The organism is Virgibacillus oceani, assembly GCF_041521345.1.
In the GTDB taxonomy this organism is placed as follows: domain Bacteria; phylum Bacillota; class Bacilli; order Bacillales; family Amphibacillaceae; genus Virgibacillus_N; species Virgibacillus_N oceani_A.
In genome coordinates this window covers 1-15519 of record NZ_JBGOHB010000013.1, presented here as the reverse complement: position 1 = coordinate 15519, position 15519 = coordinate 1, and the positions used below count along the sequence as shown (strand labels likewise).

The following is a 15519-nucleotide window of genomic DNA, read 5'->3' as shown; positions in this document are numbered from 1 at the left end:
ACAAAAAAGCCTTTCCGAATTGGAAAGACTTTTTTGTATCACGCCAGGGTGAAATAATTATTTATATTTGTTTAGTTTATCGCCAATAAAATCGCCAAATTGGAAGCCTGACTGATCTTCATCTTTTTCATATTGCTTATAATCTTTTTTTTCCTGCTCCACTTCCAATTCTTTTATACTTAATGATATACGCTGTGCTTGTTCATTCACATCGAGAACCTTCACCTCAATTGTTTGTCCAACCTCCAGCACCTCGTGTGGTGTGCCAATATGCCTGTTAGCGATTTGAGATATATGAACTAACCCTTCAACACCTGGCTTTACTTCGACAAAAGCACCAAAGTTCACCAATCTTTTCACGGTTCCCTCCAATGTGTCTCCTTTTGAAATCTCTTCTTCAATATCTGTCCACGGTCCTGGAAGTGTATTTTTATGCGACAATGAAATACGTTCATTATCACGGTCAACCGATAATACTTCCACCTTTATCACATCACCTTCAGATACTACGTCTGAAGCCTTTTCTACGTGGTCATGGGTTAATTGGGAAATGTGGACGAGTCCATCTACTCCGCCGATATCGACAAAAACACCAAAATCTGTTAGGCGCTGAACGGTTCCTTCCAGTACTTGTCCTTCTTCCAATGATTGTAATAACTCATCTTTTTTTACTTTCATTTCATCCTCAACAACGGCACGGTGTGATAAAATAATGCGATTTTGCTCTTTGTTTAAATCAACAATTTTTACTGACAGCACTTTACTTTGATAATCTGAAAAATCCTCCACGAAATATGTTTCTACCAAAGACGCAGGAATAAAACCGCGGACACCAACATCTACAACAAGTCCGCCTTTTACAATGTTTTTCACTTCTGTTTCGAACACTTCACCATTGTTATACTTTTCTTCCAGGTGTGCCCATGCTTTTTCAGCATCAATTGCACGTTTGGAAATAATTATCTCATCGTCTTCCACTTTTTTAACTTTTACCTCCAGTACATCGCCTTCACTAACAACTTCATTTGCCTTTTCCACATGAAGACTTGACAGTTCGCTGATTGGGAGTATGCCTTCTGTCTTGTAACCGATATCAAGAAGTACCTGTTTTTCATCCACCTTTACAACAGTTCCGCTTAATATATCCCCTACTTTTACATCTTTCATTTCATTGTTCGCTTCACTCATATCCTTACCCTCCTATGTACAATTAAAAACCTGCCAGCATGTATATAGACTTGGCAGATAAGCCAAGCTTTCTAATTATTTTCTTTATATTTTACTGTGATTGTAATAAAATTGCCAGTCATTCATAATAAGTTCTTACTATAACTTCTAATAATTACAATTATTTGTCAAGTAAAGTTATTTAATATAAAAATTAATTTTATCAGCCAGCAGCTCGGATATACCATTATTTCGGGAAGTCTATTTGCCGTTATTACTTTGATTTTCTGCTATAGATAATATTTTTTCTGCTACTTCATGGATGGAAAGCAAAGTTGTATCTATTTCTATTGCTCCCTCGGCTTTAATTAATGGAGCTGTTAGCCGCTCGGAATCAAGCTGATCCCGTTGTTCAATTTCTCTTTTTAATTGCTGTAAATCAACGGGGAATCCTTTTTGCACGTTTTCTTCATACCTTCGTTTTGCTCTTTCTTCTACAGAAGCTATAAGAAATATCTTTACTTCCGCATTCGGTAAAACATGCGTGCCGATATCTCTTCCATCCATGACAACTCCATTCCCATCAGCTAATTTCTGCTGCCTTTTTACCATTTCCCTTCTAATATTAGGGTGGGCCGCGACGTAAGAAACATTTTTTGTAACTGATTCTGTCCTGATATCACTGGTGACTTCTCTGTCATCCATAAATACGAGCTGGCCATCTTCACTTTGCTTTAAGTCAATTTTTGTCTGTTGCAATAAATCCAGTAACGGGGCTTCTTCCTGGAATTTAATATTTAATTCATTCGACTTTAAGGTAAGTGCCCTGTACATGGCCCCCGTATCAATATAAATATAGGAAAGCCGCTGGGCAACTTTTTTTGCCACTGTACTTTTCCCGGCTGCTGCCGGCCCATCAATGGCTATTGCTATTTTCTTATTATTCATGGGAAATATGTCATTCCTCTCAATAAATGCCAAAATCTTTTCCTTGGGTGAAAAAAACTTGACAGTTTGCCAAGTTTTTTTCAATTCTATACTTAATATAACATATACAGGGAAAGGCGGTCTATTTATTTTTAAGTTATTCAAATTCTATTCGCAGAGACCATGTTGTAAGAGCCTTGATCACTTACGCAGAATAAGCATCATTTATTTATAAAGGGTGTAATTCTTTCTTTCTCGCTTCCCGCTGCCTTTCATAACAGTAACGAATAATTTGCTGTTGGACATTACTTGTGATCGATGTGAATTTTAAGGAAGCGGTTTGTATTCCGCTTCGCTGTTCATTAATATGTACGAATTCTGCTTTTATATGACAATAATGATAATCCCCGTTATTCATTTCCAGTACCATACAAATCACGGCTTTTTTACTTTCAACATGATCCAAACCTGTTCCATTTAGCATGATGATTGACATCCCGCCTCCACTTAAATCGTTCGTTACTGTGGTAAAAGGGGTAAAAGAATCATCGCTTGCGTAACACGGCTGTATCAGCAGCAGACTTTATACGAACGAATTCCCTTCGCTGAACGCGTTTTATACCATCTTCATAGGGAAGCTTTAATGCCAGAGCAGGAATTTTTACATTTGCTTTTTAAACAAGCTCGGTTCTGAATTGGTAAACTGATTGATCTCTTCCGATGTGTGCGACGAAAAAAATGGTGCCTTTTCGAAAATAGCACGTTTTTCTTGTCTTTTCTTCTATAGGGTAATCAATAAATAGATAATGGTCATTTTTTTCGATTATTTTGCAGTAGCATTTCAATACTTCGGATCCGTGTTTTTTATACTCCAGTAGGAGCATTGTACCTATTTTCATCAATAAAATCACTCTTTTCACTAAATAAGCATTACTTTGTACCTATCATTGCAGAAAAATCTAAAAAAGGAAAGGCATTTGCCTTCCCTTTTAAAAACCAGCACTATAATTAATTTCCGCGCCTCTCATTCTTTCCACCTTTTCTTCCCTTCCATCCATTGCATTAATAAAGATACGATATGTTTCATCATCCATGACACCTAAAAATTCATAGGCCAATACCTCTTCACCCAGATCGTTGTCAATAACGGCCTGAAATTCTTCCTGGATCTCAACTTCTGGGTTCACCTTTTCTTTCGCTTCTTCAGCGGTTATGTCCGGTTCAGGTATTTCTCTGTCCGTATGATTCATATAATAATTATTTGCAGTAAAGCCGAGTATTTCTCCATCATCCAAGGCTACTTTAACTTCTAATGCATCAGAGAAAACTCGAACATCATCTTCTTCATACAAGAAGGAATAATGCCCCATGTTATTATATTGGCTGCTTTGAAAAAGGGTCATATTTTCAAGATTCAAATCCTCTAAATATTGCTCTGCCTTTTCCAGTCCTTCATTCAAACTGATTTCCCTTTCATTTATGGACCTATGAATAAGCAGTGATATAGGTTGCCCACCTTCTTGCGACATATCCATATAAGCATTTTTATCATCGTTGCGATAAGAGATACTATATAATGGAATTTCAGATCCCTCACCACTTTCTGTTATGGTTAGATTCTCTTCATTTTCCACATCAATAAGATTTTTCGTTTTATCCAACGCTTCCTCTTCGCTGATTCTATTCCCGGATAAATTTTTATACTCATGCTCCTGTGAGGAAGTACCTATGACGGAAGAGTCAACGTTTGTTTCGGAAAATTCCCCGGCCGTTTCTTCCATTGTTTTAAATCCGTCAACGATCGTATTATCAATTTGTGCTTCTTCATCGACTAAAGCAAGCTGAACATCCATCCATCGTAAGTTATTATCCAGCGCGATATGCTGAATCTCTCTCAGCTCATCCTTAATCTCATTTGATTGTGCGTAAAGCTCCTTTAATGCTCCTGTTTCCTCATCAGATAACGGTTCATCCTCCAAATTCCGGACAGCAGCACGGTAGGTAAAATCTCCAATATTAGAAAGAAATTCTTCTGTTTTGTTGAATGGCAACAGTCCCAATGGCAGCTGGCCGACATCAGTCAACGCTTCTGATGATAAACGCCAAATATCCACCAATTGCGGGGACAGACTCTGATTGGAATTCATCGCCAAGGCTGTTCCGATTTTATCATGAAGTAAATCCATGTGGTAAGATAAATCATGAAAAGAACGCTGATAGTTGTTTTCAGCCTGAATAAGAATTGCATTTTTTTCCTGATGTTCCTGATAGCCCCAAAAAGCTGTGCCGGCTATGCCTAAGGTAAGTGCTGCTATTACAATCCACCTAATCATATAAATAGCCCCTTTCTAATGACAAAATATGTGCTTTCCGATCCTTTTTATTTGCGGCCTTGACCAAATCCAGCCGGATGTTGCCGTATCCGGGTTAAAATAATATTCTGCATTACCGCTTGGATCCCATCCGTTAATCGCATCCAATACTGCTTCCCTTGCCTGTTCATTAGGCGTTAGATAAATTTGTCCATCGGCAACAGCAGTAAACGCGCGGGGTTCAAAGACAACTCCTGATACGGTATTAGGAAATGTCGAACTTTCTACCCGATTTAAAATAACAGCGGCAACGGCAACTTGACCTTCATAAGGTTCCCCACGGGCTTCCCCGTAAACGGCATTTGCCATAAGCTGAATGTCATTTTGGGAATATCCTTGAGGAACATTTACAGCAGTGTTTGCTTCCTCTTGTTCAGCAGGCTCAGCTTGTTCTGTAGCTTCCTGGCCGCCCTCTTCATTTTCGCCTCCCTCTTCATCTCCTTGAGGCGCAGATTGCTGCTGGTTGTCTGTCCCTCCATAATGCGTGAATTTTTTTCCTTGATTAATTTGCTCTCTTACATATTGTTCATCATAATTACTTGCATCTGTTAACTTCTGTTTTGTCTGATTACCGGCTAACCCATCTACTTCCATACCAAATTCATACTGGAAATTTCTTAATCCCCAATACGTGCCCCAACCAAACACACCATCAATTTTTCCATTGTAAAAACCTAAATATTGTAATCTAGCTTGCAGTTCAATAACATCATCGCCAACAGCACCTTGCTGAATCACTTGCTGACTGAAAGCCTCAGCATTATGTTCGGGGTAGGAAGCCTCTATCCCAATAAACAAAAAACTAATCAGTATGACGGAAAACGATAGTTTTTTATAGCTCATTTATATTCCTCCTGCTGTATCTTAAGTTATGTGTTATATATTCTTTGAAAAAAACATGATTATTATTCATGGATGACTAACTTCAATCCAAACAAGGCTTAAAGCTGGGTTAGTGACGAACAGACTGGGCCTGCATGCTCGTCCCATCGTAAAGATTCACTATTGCTGGGTGGCAGAGTTGGACGGATTATTCTTGTATTAATAATTATTCAAGGGCAGGAAAATTATAGTTCTCTAAGCAATAAAAAAATCCCCCGCCTATTACAGCAGAAGACATCAGGCTTGTTCTTTTTCTCTCTGGAACATAGGATAGGGGTGGGGCTGATTTGCTATTTTCACTCTGCGTAAAGCCAGAATCCATAAGCCAATCATAAAAGGAATCAATAAAATTAACCAGTTACTCTCGATTATTCTAAGTATATAATTATACGTGCCATGCAAAAGAAAAGGTATTAAAAATGCAAAGGCAAGGTTTTTCGTTCTATGCCTATCATTCATTTTTGCTTTGCCGAAATAATAGCCCATGATTACCCCAAAAAGCGCATGAGAAGAAACCGGGAATAATGCCCTGGAAAATGCATGTTCTATTCCATTGGAAAACAAAAATAATATATTTTCCAATGAGGCAAAGCCCAGACTTATACTGACAGCATAGACGATACCATCATAATGGGCATCAAATTCGGAATGGTTATAGATACAATAGAAAAATATAAACCATTTGAAGAACTCTTCAGATAAAGAAACAATAAAAAAAGATTGAATGAATGTAGAATCAGTAAGGATTTCTGTGTTAAATATATATTGAATAAACATAATAGGAAATACAAGCAAGGCACCGAGTATAAATGTCCGTATGATAAGCGGAATTGGCTCGGAAAATCTATCCTTTAAATAAAAAAATGACATAAGTGCAATTGCAGGAGCAACACCGGCAGAAAATATGGTAAACATGATCATGGCCTCTTTTCAGGTACAATACTTTTATCGTATCATTAACTTCATATAATGAAAATAGGAAAAAATATGATAAGAGAAATGAAAGAGACACGCATCATCATAGTTGAGACTAGGGTGGGAACAATTACACCGAAAGGAATGATTTTCAGCATGAAAAATATACTGCTTATTCATACTGGAGGTACAATCTCCATGCTTGAGGATAAAAATACGGGTGAAGTGACGACTACGAACAAACATCCTTTAACAGCATTGTCTTATCATTTGAGAACTTACGCAAAAGTGAAGGAAAAAATTATTTTCTCACTTCCCTCCCCGCATATTACACCAAAACATATGCTCCAGCTGGCAAAAGAAATTGAAAAAAAACTGCCGAAATACGACGGAATTGTTATCACCCACGGGACGGATACATTGGAAGAAACTGCTTATTTTTTAGATTTGGTCATTGAAACAGAAAAGCCGATAATTTTAACGGGAGCCATGCGTTCAAGTAATGAAATCGGGTCTGATGCACTTTACAACTTAATTAGCTCCCTGCGTGTTGCAGTAGAAAAGGAAGCAGAAGGTAAAGGGGTACTGGTCGTCATGAATGATGAAATACATACAGCAAAAAATGTAACAAAAACATCCACCAGTAATGTTGCGACATTTCAAAGTCCACAATATGGGCCTATTGGTATTGTTACAAAGGAAGCGATTCTATTTCATCACACGGCTTTATCAAGGTATACTTATCCTGTAAACAGTATATCCAAAAACGTATACTTATTAAAAGCTTATGCAGGTATGGACGGTTCCATCGTGCAGGCTTTAAATCAAAGTAATCCCGACGGCCTAGTGATAGAAGCTTTGGGGCAAGGCAATTTGCCATTGGAAATGACCAAAGCATTACAGGAAATGATCCATCAGTATAAACCAGTTATTATCGTATCCAGATGTTACCGGGGGGTTGTCCAGCCTACATACAGCTATGAAGGAGGAGGAAATTATTTAAAAGAACGGGGAATGATTTTGGCCAATGGATTAAATGGCCCAAAAGCTAGATTAAAGCTATTAATTGCTTTGGAAAAAGAAACAGATTTCACATCCTTAAAGAAAATATTTGAAAATGAATATTAACTGCAAAAAAATGATAGCAGGCTGCTATTTTGCCGCTATCATTTCTATAGACTATAAATTTAATCTGTTTAATAAAATAATCAAATAAAGGATCATGCATTAACGGTTGTTTTTTTGCTTTTATTTTTTATATGATGTGCAATCATAGCACCATGAAATCGACCATTTTCAATAAAAATCTCATTGTTATTAAAACCGGCAGCAACAACTCCTGCAATATATAAATCAGCTATATTGGTTTCTAGTGTTTTTTCATTAAACTCGGGTTTACCATCAGCATCATTTATCAAGATACCCATACTTTTGAGGAATTCAATATCCGGCCTGTAGCCTGTCATCGCAAAAACATAATCATTTTTAATTTTTTTATTTACGCCATTGACTGTATAAAAAACGTTATCTTCTGTTATTTTTGAAACAACTGCATTAAATTCCATGTGTACAAGTTCATTTCTTACCAGGGAGTCAAATTCCGGAAGAATCCATGGTTTAATACTTTTGGAGTAATGATCTCCCCGGTAAAGTACGGTTACATTGGCTCCAGCTTTGTGCAATTCAAGCGTAGTATCCACCGCTGAATTTTTTCCGCCGATTATAAGGATATTTTTATTATAAAATGGATGTGCTTCTTTAAAGTAGTGGCTTACTTTATCCAAATTCTCACCAGGTATATTCATGTGATTTGGCTGATCATAATAACCGGTAGCAATAATTAAGTGTTCTGCCTTATAGAATATTTTTTTGCTGTCTTTTATTGTTGTAATTTGAAAATGATTTTCCTTTTTCAATACATCAGTCACTTTTTCAAACGAATTTACCCGCAGTTGTTTCCGTGCCGCTACCTCCCTGTAATAAGCAAGTGCCTGATTTCTCACAGGCTTTTGCTTTTCTGTGATAAATGGCATATCACCTATTTCCAGTTTTTCACTTGAACTAAAAAAAGTTTGATGTGTCGGGAATTGGTATACCGTATTTACAATATTATCCTTTTCGATAATTAATGGAGATATTCCCTGATTCTGTAATTCAATGGCACAAGACATCCCGCATGGTCCCCCGCCAACAATAATTACCTTTTCCTCTTGCATTTATATACACTTCCTTCTTCATGCTGAAACGAACAATGATATGAACTATTGTCTAAAACATATTCTTCCAATCTGAAAAAACTCCTATCCCTATATACGATAAGAGTTTTTTCATATAATGATTTCATTTAAACCCAGCCCCGGAACCTTGAAGCTTCAGCCATTTTTCTCACTCCGACCATATATGCAGCTAATCGCATATCGACACGCCTTGTTTGTGCAGTATTATATATCGAATCAAATGCTTTTATCATGATTTCATGCAGTTTAGTATCGATTTCTTCTTCACCCCAGTAATAACCCTGGTTGTTCTGTACCCATTCGAAATAGGAAACAGTTACCCCTCCTGATGAAGCTAACACATCAGGTACAAGCAATTTCCCTCTCTCAGTGAGTATCTTTGTACCTTCCATCGTTGTCGGCCCATTAGCAGCTTCCACAATGATATCTGCTTTAATATTATGTGCATTTTCTTCAGTAATTTGGTTTTCTACTGCAGCTGGAACTAATATATCACAATCCACTTCCAATAATTCCTTATTAGTAATCGTATTATTAAATAATTTAGTTACTGTTCCAAAGCTGTCTCGTCGATCCAATAAATAATCTATATCAAGACCTTCGGGATCATGCAAAGCACCATAAGCATCCGAGATTCCTACGATTTTTGCCCCGGCATCATGCAAGAACTTGGACAAGAAACTTCCGGCATTACCAAAGCCTTGAACAACTACTCTGGCTCCCTTTACGTCCAGACCTCTTTTCTTAGCAGCTTCATTAAGCACAATTGTTACGCCTTTAGCAGTTGCCGATTCTCTTCCATGTGAACCACCAAGCACAATTGGCTTGCCGGTAATAAAACCGGGACTGTTAAATTCATCAATTCTACTGTATTCATCCATCATCCAGGCCATGATTTGCGAATTTGTAAATACATCAGGCGCTGGGATGTCTTTCGTTGGTCCTACAATTTGACTAATTGCTCGAACATAGCCACGGCTAAGCCCTTCCAACTCTCGAAAAGACATTTCACGTGGATCACAAATAATTCCACCTTTTCCTCCACCGTATGGCAAATCAACAATACCAGCTTTCAGCGTCATCCAGATAGATAATGCTTTTACTTCTTTTTCCGTTACATTCGGATGGAAACGGACGCCACCTTTTGTCGGGCCAACAGCATCATTATGTTGTGCGCGATAACCTGTGAATACTTTAACTGAACCATCATCCATACGTACGGGAATCCTTACTGTCATCATACGAATAGGATCTTTAAACAATTCAAATACTTCATCAGGGTAACCCAGTTTTTCCAATGCGGTTTTAATAACTGTTCGTGTTGAACTTAGAACATCCATTTTTTTATTAGCTTCCCTGGTAGAATCTGCTGCGTTATCGGCTACCATGAATTTACCTCCTAATATATCTGTAAAAGTTATAATAGCTGTACTCAGAGAATAGTATACACTTTCATAAAAATTATGCAATATAATCTATTTAATTCCCCGAAATATTCAAGTCACCCAATAGAAAGTTTGCTATACCGCACTTTCCCATCAATAAGTTAATGAATAAATTCCGAGAATCTATTCCTATACAGCAAGTAATTTCCAGGTTATTATCATCCTTGCTGCCATCTTCATAACCTAATACTATCATATCACTTTCTTCCTATTCATCCTATTACTTTTGTCCCTCACTAATAAAAAGTCTGTAAAATCTGTTTTACTGCTTCAGATGAATAGATAACTTTCCCGTATTCCCGCAGGCGATACGGAGTTATAATACTGGGTGATGCAAATTCTGCTAAAACAGCAATGATATTTTCCTTATTTTCTTCCTGCAGATCGGCATCTTCCATGAGCATATAATATTTGTCATTAAAATAGTAAACTTCTCCTCCGCTGATGTTGCAAGATGACAGGTGGTCAGAGACCCGTATTATATCTTCAAAGTCCTCAAAGGAAAATATAAAGTCGTCTCTTTCATCTAATGTAACTTTCATGGTGATAAATTCTTCATCCATATTATCAATTTCGTTGTTTTGGGTAACTATTATATGCATCCCCTGCGCTTGCATTAAATAAACCTGGATAAGAAGCATTCCTCCTAGTTCAAAATCTAATTCGGCACTAGCCTCATGCATCATATCACTAAACAGGTTTTGCGTGATGGAAACGTCATATCTTAATTCATCCTTTGTAAAGCCTCTTTCAATTAAATCATCGAAGGTTAAAAAAATGGTAAATTGGTTATTGGACACTCTTTCCATGCGCATATAGCACCCCCCCTTAAGTTACAGGTCTTCATTTTTGCATAAATATATTTTTCACCCTGGCTGTTTTCTAATAAATTGATATTGCAATTACTGTTCCCTCGGAAAAATTTGGTAGTGCGAATCGCCCGCCGAAAAGATCACAACGCAAACCCGGCAAAGAAGGCACTGTGAAAATAATCAAAAGGAGTTTGAATAATGGTTTTTGATCGGGCGAGCATTTATTGTAATCGCAGATGTCATACTTGTGCCTAAGTGAATTTGGATTTCGTACTGGACAGTAACAAATGATACAAAAGCAGTCATTCTTTAATAATAATTTTTTTCTTACACTTACACTATATGCAATTTAGATCGTTGATGAACAGTAAATTGTTTTTACAGCCAGTCTATTTTTAATTATTCCAATTCCCAATGGTATTGTTTTCACTCTCGCCAGACTAGCTGCTGAAGAATTGAATTAGTTCCTCGTTGAAAAAATAAAATATACTGCCTAAAACGATAATAAGTATAATAATTACCAATAAAAATCTTTTGAATGAATTACTCGTTTTTAATCTGACACGATGTTGCTTTTTTGCATGTACTTCTTTTCTCGGAGGTAAATTTAAAATATCAATTTCGCGTTTTTCCGTCTTCAAATGTTTATCATGCTGAATATATTCAGCATTTTCTCCCTGGTTACTTTGGACATCGTATACCAATCTTCTCAATTCTTCTGCCTGGTCTCGCTCTTTACTATAATTACTCAATATGATTCACCTCATTTTTGAAAACGAATTAATAAGCCAAGCAAAAAATCCACTGTGAAATGAGCTGTAATAGTTACAAGCAAATTCCCGGTTATTTCAAATAAATAGCCGATATAAAAACTGACAAACAGAATGGATATCAATAAAACCGGTTTTGTTAAATACCGAAAATGAACCAGTGCAAAAATAGTACTTGCAATTATATATCCAAAAGTTGTCTGCAGCACGCCTCTGAACAGTAATTCCTCAGCTGTAGCAACTATTAGGGACAGCATAAACACAAAACGTACCGACTGCCCTTTGAATACCCTTTCGTTAATGCCGCCATCATCATAATAGTGTTTCGGCAATGCCAATACTAAAATAATATCGATAACTACGATGATCAATCCTGGTATGATACCGTAAAAAATTATTTTTTCCGGTTCCCAATTGAAATACAATAACCATTCATTTAAATCTTGAAAGAGAAAAAAACTTAATACGATAGCAAGTACCAAAAATAAGCCTTGAGATATGAATAATTGCTGTTTTAATTCCTCATCGGATAATTGTTTTATTATTTCACTTTGCTTCATTATTGTCACCAATCATTAATAATTTCTTTAAACGATGCTCCCAGGATTGCGGAGCAAGGGGTTCAATTTTGAAATTTTCCGGTTCCCAATCAGTCAATGTGAAGCCACAGTTACTGCAACATGGGCCGTCCGGGTTTTGGTAAGAGGGCTGAAAGTTTTTGTATAAATCTTTACGTAAGCATCCTTCCGTTTGTAACCAGCTTAGCATATCCGTCAATTTCTGCTCTTTTGTGCTTGTTCGGTTATGTATAAATGCTTTTATTTTATTAAATGCATGAGAAATTTGCCTTTTATTGGCGATAACCTCATTACCTTTAATAATAGCATGATTTTCTAATTGATACCGTAAAAATCTCCATTGAATTTCATTTATTTTAAAGGTTTCCCCGATGGCTTCCAACGTCGGGGGAATTTCTTTGTTTTCATACAAATAACCTAAGACGAAGTATACGTCTTCTGTGGCTGGCAATTCATTATGTATCATTTTTTTCGGTATAAAATAATCCTGCAAAGAATATAGTATGATGCTTACACTGGACAGACCATCTCTCCCCGCCCTTCCTGCTTCCTGGGTATATGCTTCAAGCCGGGAAGGAAAATGAAAATGGATAATTAATCGTATATCAGGTTTATTAATACCCATTCCAAAAGCGTTTGTGCAGCAAATGACATCCAATTGATTATGCATGAACTGTTGTTGTACAGATATACGGTCATGAGCCTCCAATCCGCCGTGGTAATATGCAATACGCTGAGGAAGCTTTTCCCTTAAAGCTGCAGCAGTTTTTTCTGCTGCTTGCCTGCTGGAAAAATAAATTAAAGTCGGTACAGCCAACCGGGACAGGATGTAAGTGATTTCATCAATTTTTTCCTCAATACTTTCTTTTCTTTTTATGCTGATTGCGATATTCTCCCGATCCATCGGATAAATATGCTTTTTCATCTCGGGCCTCTTCAATGCCTGAATGATATCCTTTTGAACAGTCTCCGGAGCAGTCGCACTTAATGCAAGAATAGGCGGTCTATTTAGAATATCAGCTATTCTCTCGAGTTTTAGGTAATCAGGCCGAAACTCATAGCCCCATTGGGAGATACAATGTGCTTCATCGATGACAAATAAGCTTATTTTTAGTTTCATTAATCGTTGTTGTATTTCCTCCTGCTGAAGTAATTCTGGTGAAACATAGATTAATTTATAATTATGCAGCTGCTGTAAAGTTTGTCTCCTTTCAGATTTATCCATGAAACTGTTTAATGCAGTCACTCTTTTAAAGTTACTTGCTTTTAATTGTTGTACCTGATCCATCATTAAAGAAATTAATGGAGAAACAACAATTGTACTGCCGTCAAGCAGGGTTGAGGGTAGTTGATAGCAAATGGATTTGCCTGATCCGGTAGGCAGTATCCCCAATACATCTTCTCCGCTCATTATATCTTTTATGATTTCCTTTTGACCAGGCCGAAAAGAGTTATATCCAAAATACTTTTGCAGAATTTCGGTTAAGTTAACTTTTTCGTACATCTTTATCACCTATTTCAGCAAAATTTCTGTAAGCTGCTAATATCAAGCGGATTTCAAAGTAGCTGAATTCATATCCCAGCTCACTTTTTATCTGTTTTAATTTATAGGATTGTGAATGGTTTATTGCTTTAATAATAGTGTCCTGCTTGTTCTTAGGCACATAGTCTGAAATAGGGAATTCATCGTCATTATAAGCAATTTCAACAACATGGTCATAAATGGTATTATCCTTTAACTGTCTTTTCCTTGCTATTTGGGAAATGGTATACTTTTCATTTAGTAAACGCCTGGTGACCTTTGCTGAATTGCTGAGGTTGGAGTTGCTTTTCAAATCCTGCATCATATGGGTCATTAGCGGGAAAGTATTTACCCGACTCTCTACTATGGAGAGCATGTGATGAACTATCCCTGTAAGCATAAGACGAATGTCTTCATTTTCGTGCTGGTACTGTGTAGCCAGCTGGTCTATGCTAAGACCATATACATTGTAGCCGCTTAAACGATCCACAAATATCTCTGATTCCTTTTCGGAACAATGAGATAGTAATTGTGAAAGCTCTTTATAAAGTGCACCCAAGATTTCCAGCTGTCTGTTACATGTTTTTCTGTAAAATAATCTTACCCAATTTTCCGTGGAGTGATTTCCGATCACTGGAATAAACGAAAAATTATTCATTTTACTATTCGTTAATGTTTGAATAAGCAATACTAACCGATTGTAAAAATTCGCTGCAATCTGGTGAAATCTGAATCCGTTAAAATAGTTTATTGAAACATTGGATTGATGTTTATCCAGCCAGTTCAATCCCTTTTCCGTTACAGCATAATAGTGGTTGTTACTATCCTGCTTTTTTAACAACTTATCTGTCCTCAGTGTTTCTATTCTTTTATCAAATTGTTTCTTGCTTAAAAAACTGCCTATTTCGTAAAATTTCTCCAATTTGTATATATGTATGTCCTGCACAGTTTGAATTGATTTATTTCCTTTTAAAATACGGAATATGGCAGCTTCTGAGCGCTCTGCCTTTATATATTTAAAGTTAATCAACAGGATACAATCAAATAACAATAGCCTGCCCCCTCCCTCCGACTGCAAAAGTAGCTTTTTTTACTTTCATTCGACAAACATGGTGTGTACGAAAAATAGATTTATTGTATAATATTATCATGTAATTAATTACATAATTCCAGTCTTTCATATGTTTTTATTCATTGCAATAAAGAAAATGAAATATGCTTCTAGTTTGGAGGATTTTAGCGTGGCACAATTTACAATCGTTGATCAGGAAACATGTATTGCATGTGGTGCCTGTGGAGCGGCTGCACCAAATATATTTAACTATGATGATGAAGGGATTGCTATTGTCATGTTGGATAATAACATGGGCAATACAAAAATCCCCCATAAATGGAAGGATGATATGCATGATGCCTATCAGGGCTGCCCTACCGATTCCATTAAAATGGCCGACAGTCCATTTGACGGGGATCCGTTGAAATTTGGTGAATAAGCCGTACTTAATTAAAGCAGAAAAGATCTCATAACTGCATCTTTTCTGTTTTTTTTATATTACCAGGAAACTATAAAATTTTTGATCTGTGGATAATCTTCTATATAGGAATAGCCACGTCTAGCTCCAGCGCCCAGCGACTAGCGGACTTCCTTCACCTCCGTGCGATAAGTCAACATTGGCTCCTTACGGGTAAAGGAAGGCCGACTAACTACGGCCTTGCCGGCCAACATCGGCATACCCCCGATGCGGGGACATGTTTCCTTTATCTCCTACCATGAAAATAAAGTTCTAAAATAAGGAATAAATGTCAATACTAAAGTAGACGCAGCTCATTCATTTTTTTAAAAGGAGTGCGCCATCACTCAAAATCTATAGGAATATGGCGATATGGTTTAA

The 15519-nt window shown here is 36.9% G+C and carries 17 protein-coding genes; 2 read left to right on the top strand and 15 right to left on the bottom strand.

Going from position 1 to position 15519, the window contains the following annotated elements:
• Positions 1-57: 57 nt before the first annotated feature.
• From rpsA to prsW, 7 genes are all read right to left on the bottom strand, one after another.
• Positions 58-1188, bottom strand: coding sequence for a 30S ribosomal protein S1 (gene rpsA, locus ACDX78_RS11025; RefSeq protein WP_486027832.1), 1131 nt, complete (start codon positions 1186-1188; stop codon positions 58-60).
• A 240-nt stretch (positions 1189-1428) separates the two neighbouring features.
• Positions 1429-2115, bottom strand: coding sequence for a (d)CMP kinase (gene cmk / locus ACDX78_RS11020; RefSeq protein ID WP_486027831.1), 687 nt, complete (start codon positions 2113-2115; stop codon positions 1429-1431).
• A gap of 208 nt (positions 2116-2323) precedes the next feature.
• Positions 2324-2665: a flagellar brake protein gene (locus ACDX78_RS11015; protein ID WP_486028028.1), complete on the bottom strand. Its 342-nt coding sequence runs from the start codon at positions 2663-2665 to the stop codon at positions 2324-2326.
• A 103-nt stretch (positions 2666-2768) separates the two neighbouring features.
• Positions 2769-2978, bottom strand: coding sequence for a flagellar brake domain-containing protein (locus ACDX78_RS11010; protein ID WP_486028027.1), 210 nt, complete (start codon positions 2976-2978; stop codon positions 2769-2771).
• Between the two features lie 105 nt (positions 2979-3083).
• Positions 3084-4427 carry a germination protein YpeB gene (gene ypeB, locus ACDX78_RS11005; protein WP_486027829.1) on the bottom strand — a complete coding sequence of 448 codons (1344 nt, stop codon included), beginning with the start codon at positions 4425-4427 and terminating at the stop codon, positions 3084-3086.
• A 15-nt stretch (positions 4428-4442) separates the two neighbouring features.
• Complete coding sequence (gene sleB / locus ACDX78_RS11000) at positions 4443-5309, bottom strand: spore cortex-lytic enzyme (RefSeq protein ID WP_486027827.1); 867 nt, start codon at positions 5307-5309, stop codon at positions 4443-4445.
• Between the two features lie 276 nt (positions 5310-5585).
• Positions 5586-6263 carry a glutamic-type intramembrane protease PrsW gene (gene prsW / locus ACDX78_RS10995; RefSeq protein ID WP_486027826.1) on the bottom strand — a complete coding sequence of 226 codons (678 nt, stop codon included), beginning with the start codon at positions 6261-6263 and terminating at the stop codon, positions 5586-5588.
• Between the two features lie 156 nt (positions 6264-6419).
• Between prsW and ACDX78_RS10990 the strand changes: the two genes are divergently transcribed.
• Positions 6420-7391: an asparaginase gene (locus ACDX78_RS10990; RefSeq protein ID WP_486028025.1), complete on the top strand. Its 972-nt coding sequence runs from the start codon at positions 6420-6422 to the stop codon at positions 7389-7391.
• 92 nt (positions 7392-7483) lie between these two features.
• Here ACDX78_RS10990 and ACDX78_RS10985 read toward each other — a convergent pair whose 3' ends face one another.
• The 8 genes from ACDX78_RS10985 to ACDX78_RS10950 all read right to left on the bottom strand — a co-directional run bounded on the left by ACDX78_RS10985 (position 7484) and on the right by ACDX78_RS10950 (position 14678).
• On the bottom strand, positions 7484-8479 hold the full coding sequence (locus tag ACDX78_RS10985) for a YpdA family putative bacillithiol disulfide reductase (protein ID WP_486027824.1): 996 nt from the start codon (positions 8477-8479) through the stop codon (positions 7484-7486).
• Positions 8480-8607: 128 nt separating this feature from the next.
• Positions 8608-9888 carry a Glu/Leu/Phe/Val family dehydrogenase gene (locus ACDX78_RS10980; protein ID WP_486027822.1) on the bottom strand — a complete coding sequence of 427 codons (1281 nt, stop codon included), beginning with the start codon at positions 9886-9888 and terminating at the stop codon, positions 8608-8610.
• A gap of 91 nt (positions 9889-9979) precedes the next feature.
• Positions 9980-10141 (bottom strand): hypothetical protein, encoded by a 162-nt coding sequence (locus ACDX78_RS10975; RefSeq protein ID WP_486027820.1) that lies wholly within the window; start codon positions 10139-10141, stop codon positions 9980-9982.
• Between the two features lie 40 nt (positions 10142-10181).
• Complete coding sequence (locus ACDX78_RS10970) at positions 10182-10760, bottom strand: genetic competence negative regulator (RefSeq protein ID WP_486027818.1); 579 nt, start codon at positions 10758-10760, stop codon at positions 10182-10184.
• A 437-nt stretch (positions 10761-11197) separates the two neighbouring features.
• Positions 11198-11509: a hypothetical protein gene (locus ACDX78_RS10965; protein ID WP_486027816.1), complete on the bottom strand. Its 312-nt coding sequence runs from the start codon at positions 11507-11509 to the stop codon at positions 11198-11200.
• Positions 11510-11520: 11 nt separating this feature from the next.
• Positions 11521-12087 (bottom strand): CPBP family intramembrane glutamic endopeptidase, encoded by a 567-nt coding sequence (locus ACDX78_RS10960; RefSeq protein WP_486027814.1) that lies wholly within the window; start codon positions 12085-12087, stop codon positions 11521-11523.
• Entirely contained in the window at positions 12074-13609 is a 1536-nt protein-coding gene (locus ACDX78_RS10955; protein ID WP_486027812.1) for a RecQ family ATP-dependent DNA helicase, read from the bottom strand. The genes ACDX78_RS10960 and ACDX78_RS10955 overlap by 14 nt, the downstream gene beginning before the upstream one ends.
• On the bottom strand, positions 13593-14678 hold the full coding sequence (locus ACDX78_RS10950) for a YpbB family protein (protein ID WP_486027810.1): 1086 nt from the start codon (positions 14676-14678) through the stop codon (positions 13593-13595). Before ACDX78_RS10950 ends, ACDX78_RS10955 begins: the two co-directional genes overlap by 17 nt.
• Positions 14679-14868: 190 nt before the next feature.
• Between ACDX78_RS10950 and ACDX78_RS10945 the strand changes: the two genes are divergently transcribed.
• A complete protein-coding gene (locus ACDX78_RS10945; protein WP_486027808.1) occupies positions 14869-15120 on the top strand; it encodes a ferredoxin in 252 nt (83 codons plus the stop codon).
• Positions 15121-15519: the final 399 nt, after the last annotated feature.

Coding starts and splice junctions, on each gene's coding strand:
- rpsA (WP_486027832.1), bottom strand. CDS start 1,188: ATGAGTGAAGCGAACAATGAAATGAAAGATGTAAAAGTAGGGGATATA.
- cmk (WP_486027831.1), bottom strand. CDS start 2,115: ATGAATAATAAGAAAATAGCAATAGCCATTGATGGGCCGGCAGCAGCC.
- ACDX78_RS11010 (WP_486028027.1), bottom strand. CDS start 2,978: ATGCTCCTACTGGAGTATAAAAAACACGGATCCGAAGTATTGAAATGC.
- ypeB (WP_486027829.1), bottom strand. CDS start 4,427: ATGATTAGGTGGATTGTAATAGCAGCACTTACCTTAGGCATAGCCGGC.
- sleB (WP_486027827.1), bottom strand. CDS start 5,309: ATGAGCTATAAAAAACTATCGTTTTCCGTCATACTGATTAGTTTTTTG.
- prsW (WP_486027826.1), bottom strand. CDS start 6,263: ATGTTTACCATATTTTCTGCCGGTGTTGCTCCTGCAATTGCACTTATG.
- ACDX78_RS10990 (WP_486028025.1), top strand. CDS start 6,420: ATGAAAAATATACTGCTTATTCATACTGGAGGTACAATCTCCATGCTT.
- ACDX78_RS10985 (WP_486027824.1), bottom strand. CDS start 8,479: ATGCAAGAGGAAAAGGTAATTATTGTTGGCGGGGGACCATGCGGGATG.
- ACDX78_RS10980 (WP_486027822.1), bottom strand. CDS start 9,888: ATGGTAGCCGATAACGCAGCAGATTCTACCAGGGAAGCTAATAAAAAA.
- ACDX78_RS10975 (WP_486027820.1), bottom strand. CDS start 10,141: ATGATAGTATTAGGTTATGAAGATGGCAGCAAGGATGATAATAACCTG.
- ACDX78_RS10970 (WP_486027818.1), bottom strand. CDS start 10,760: ATGCGCATGGAAAGAGTGTCCAATAACCAATTTACCATTTTTTTAACC.
- ACDX78_RS10960 (WP_486027814.1), bottom strand. CDS start 12,087: ATGAAGCAAAGTGAAATAATAAAACAATTATCCGATGAGGAATTAAAA.
- ACDX78_RS10955 (WP_486027812.1), bottom strand. CDS start 13,609: ATGTACGAAAAAGTTAACTTAACCGAAATTCTGCAAAAGTATTTTGGA.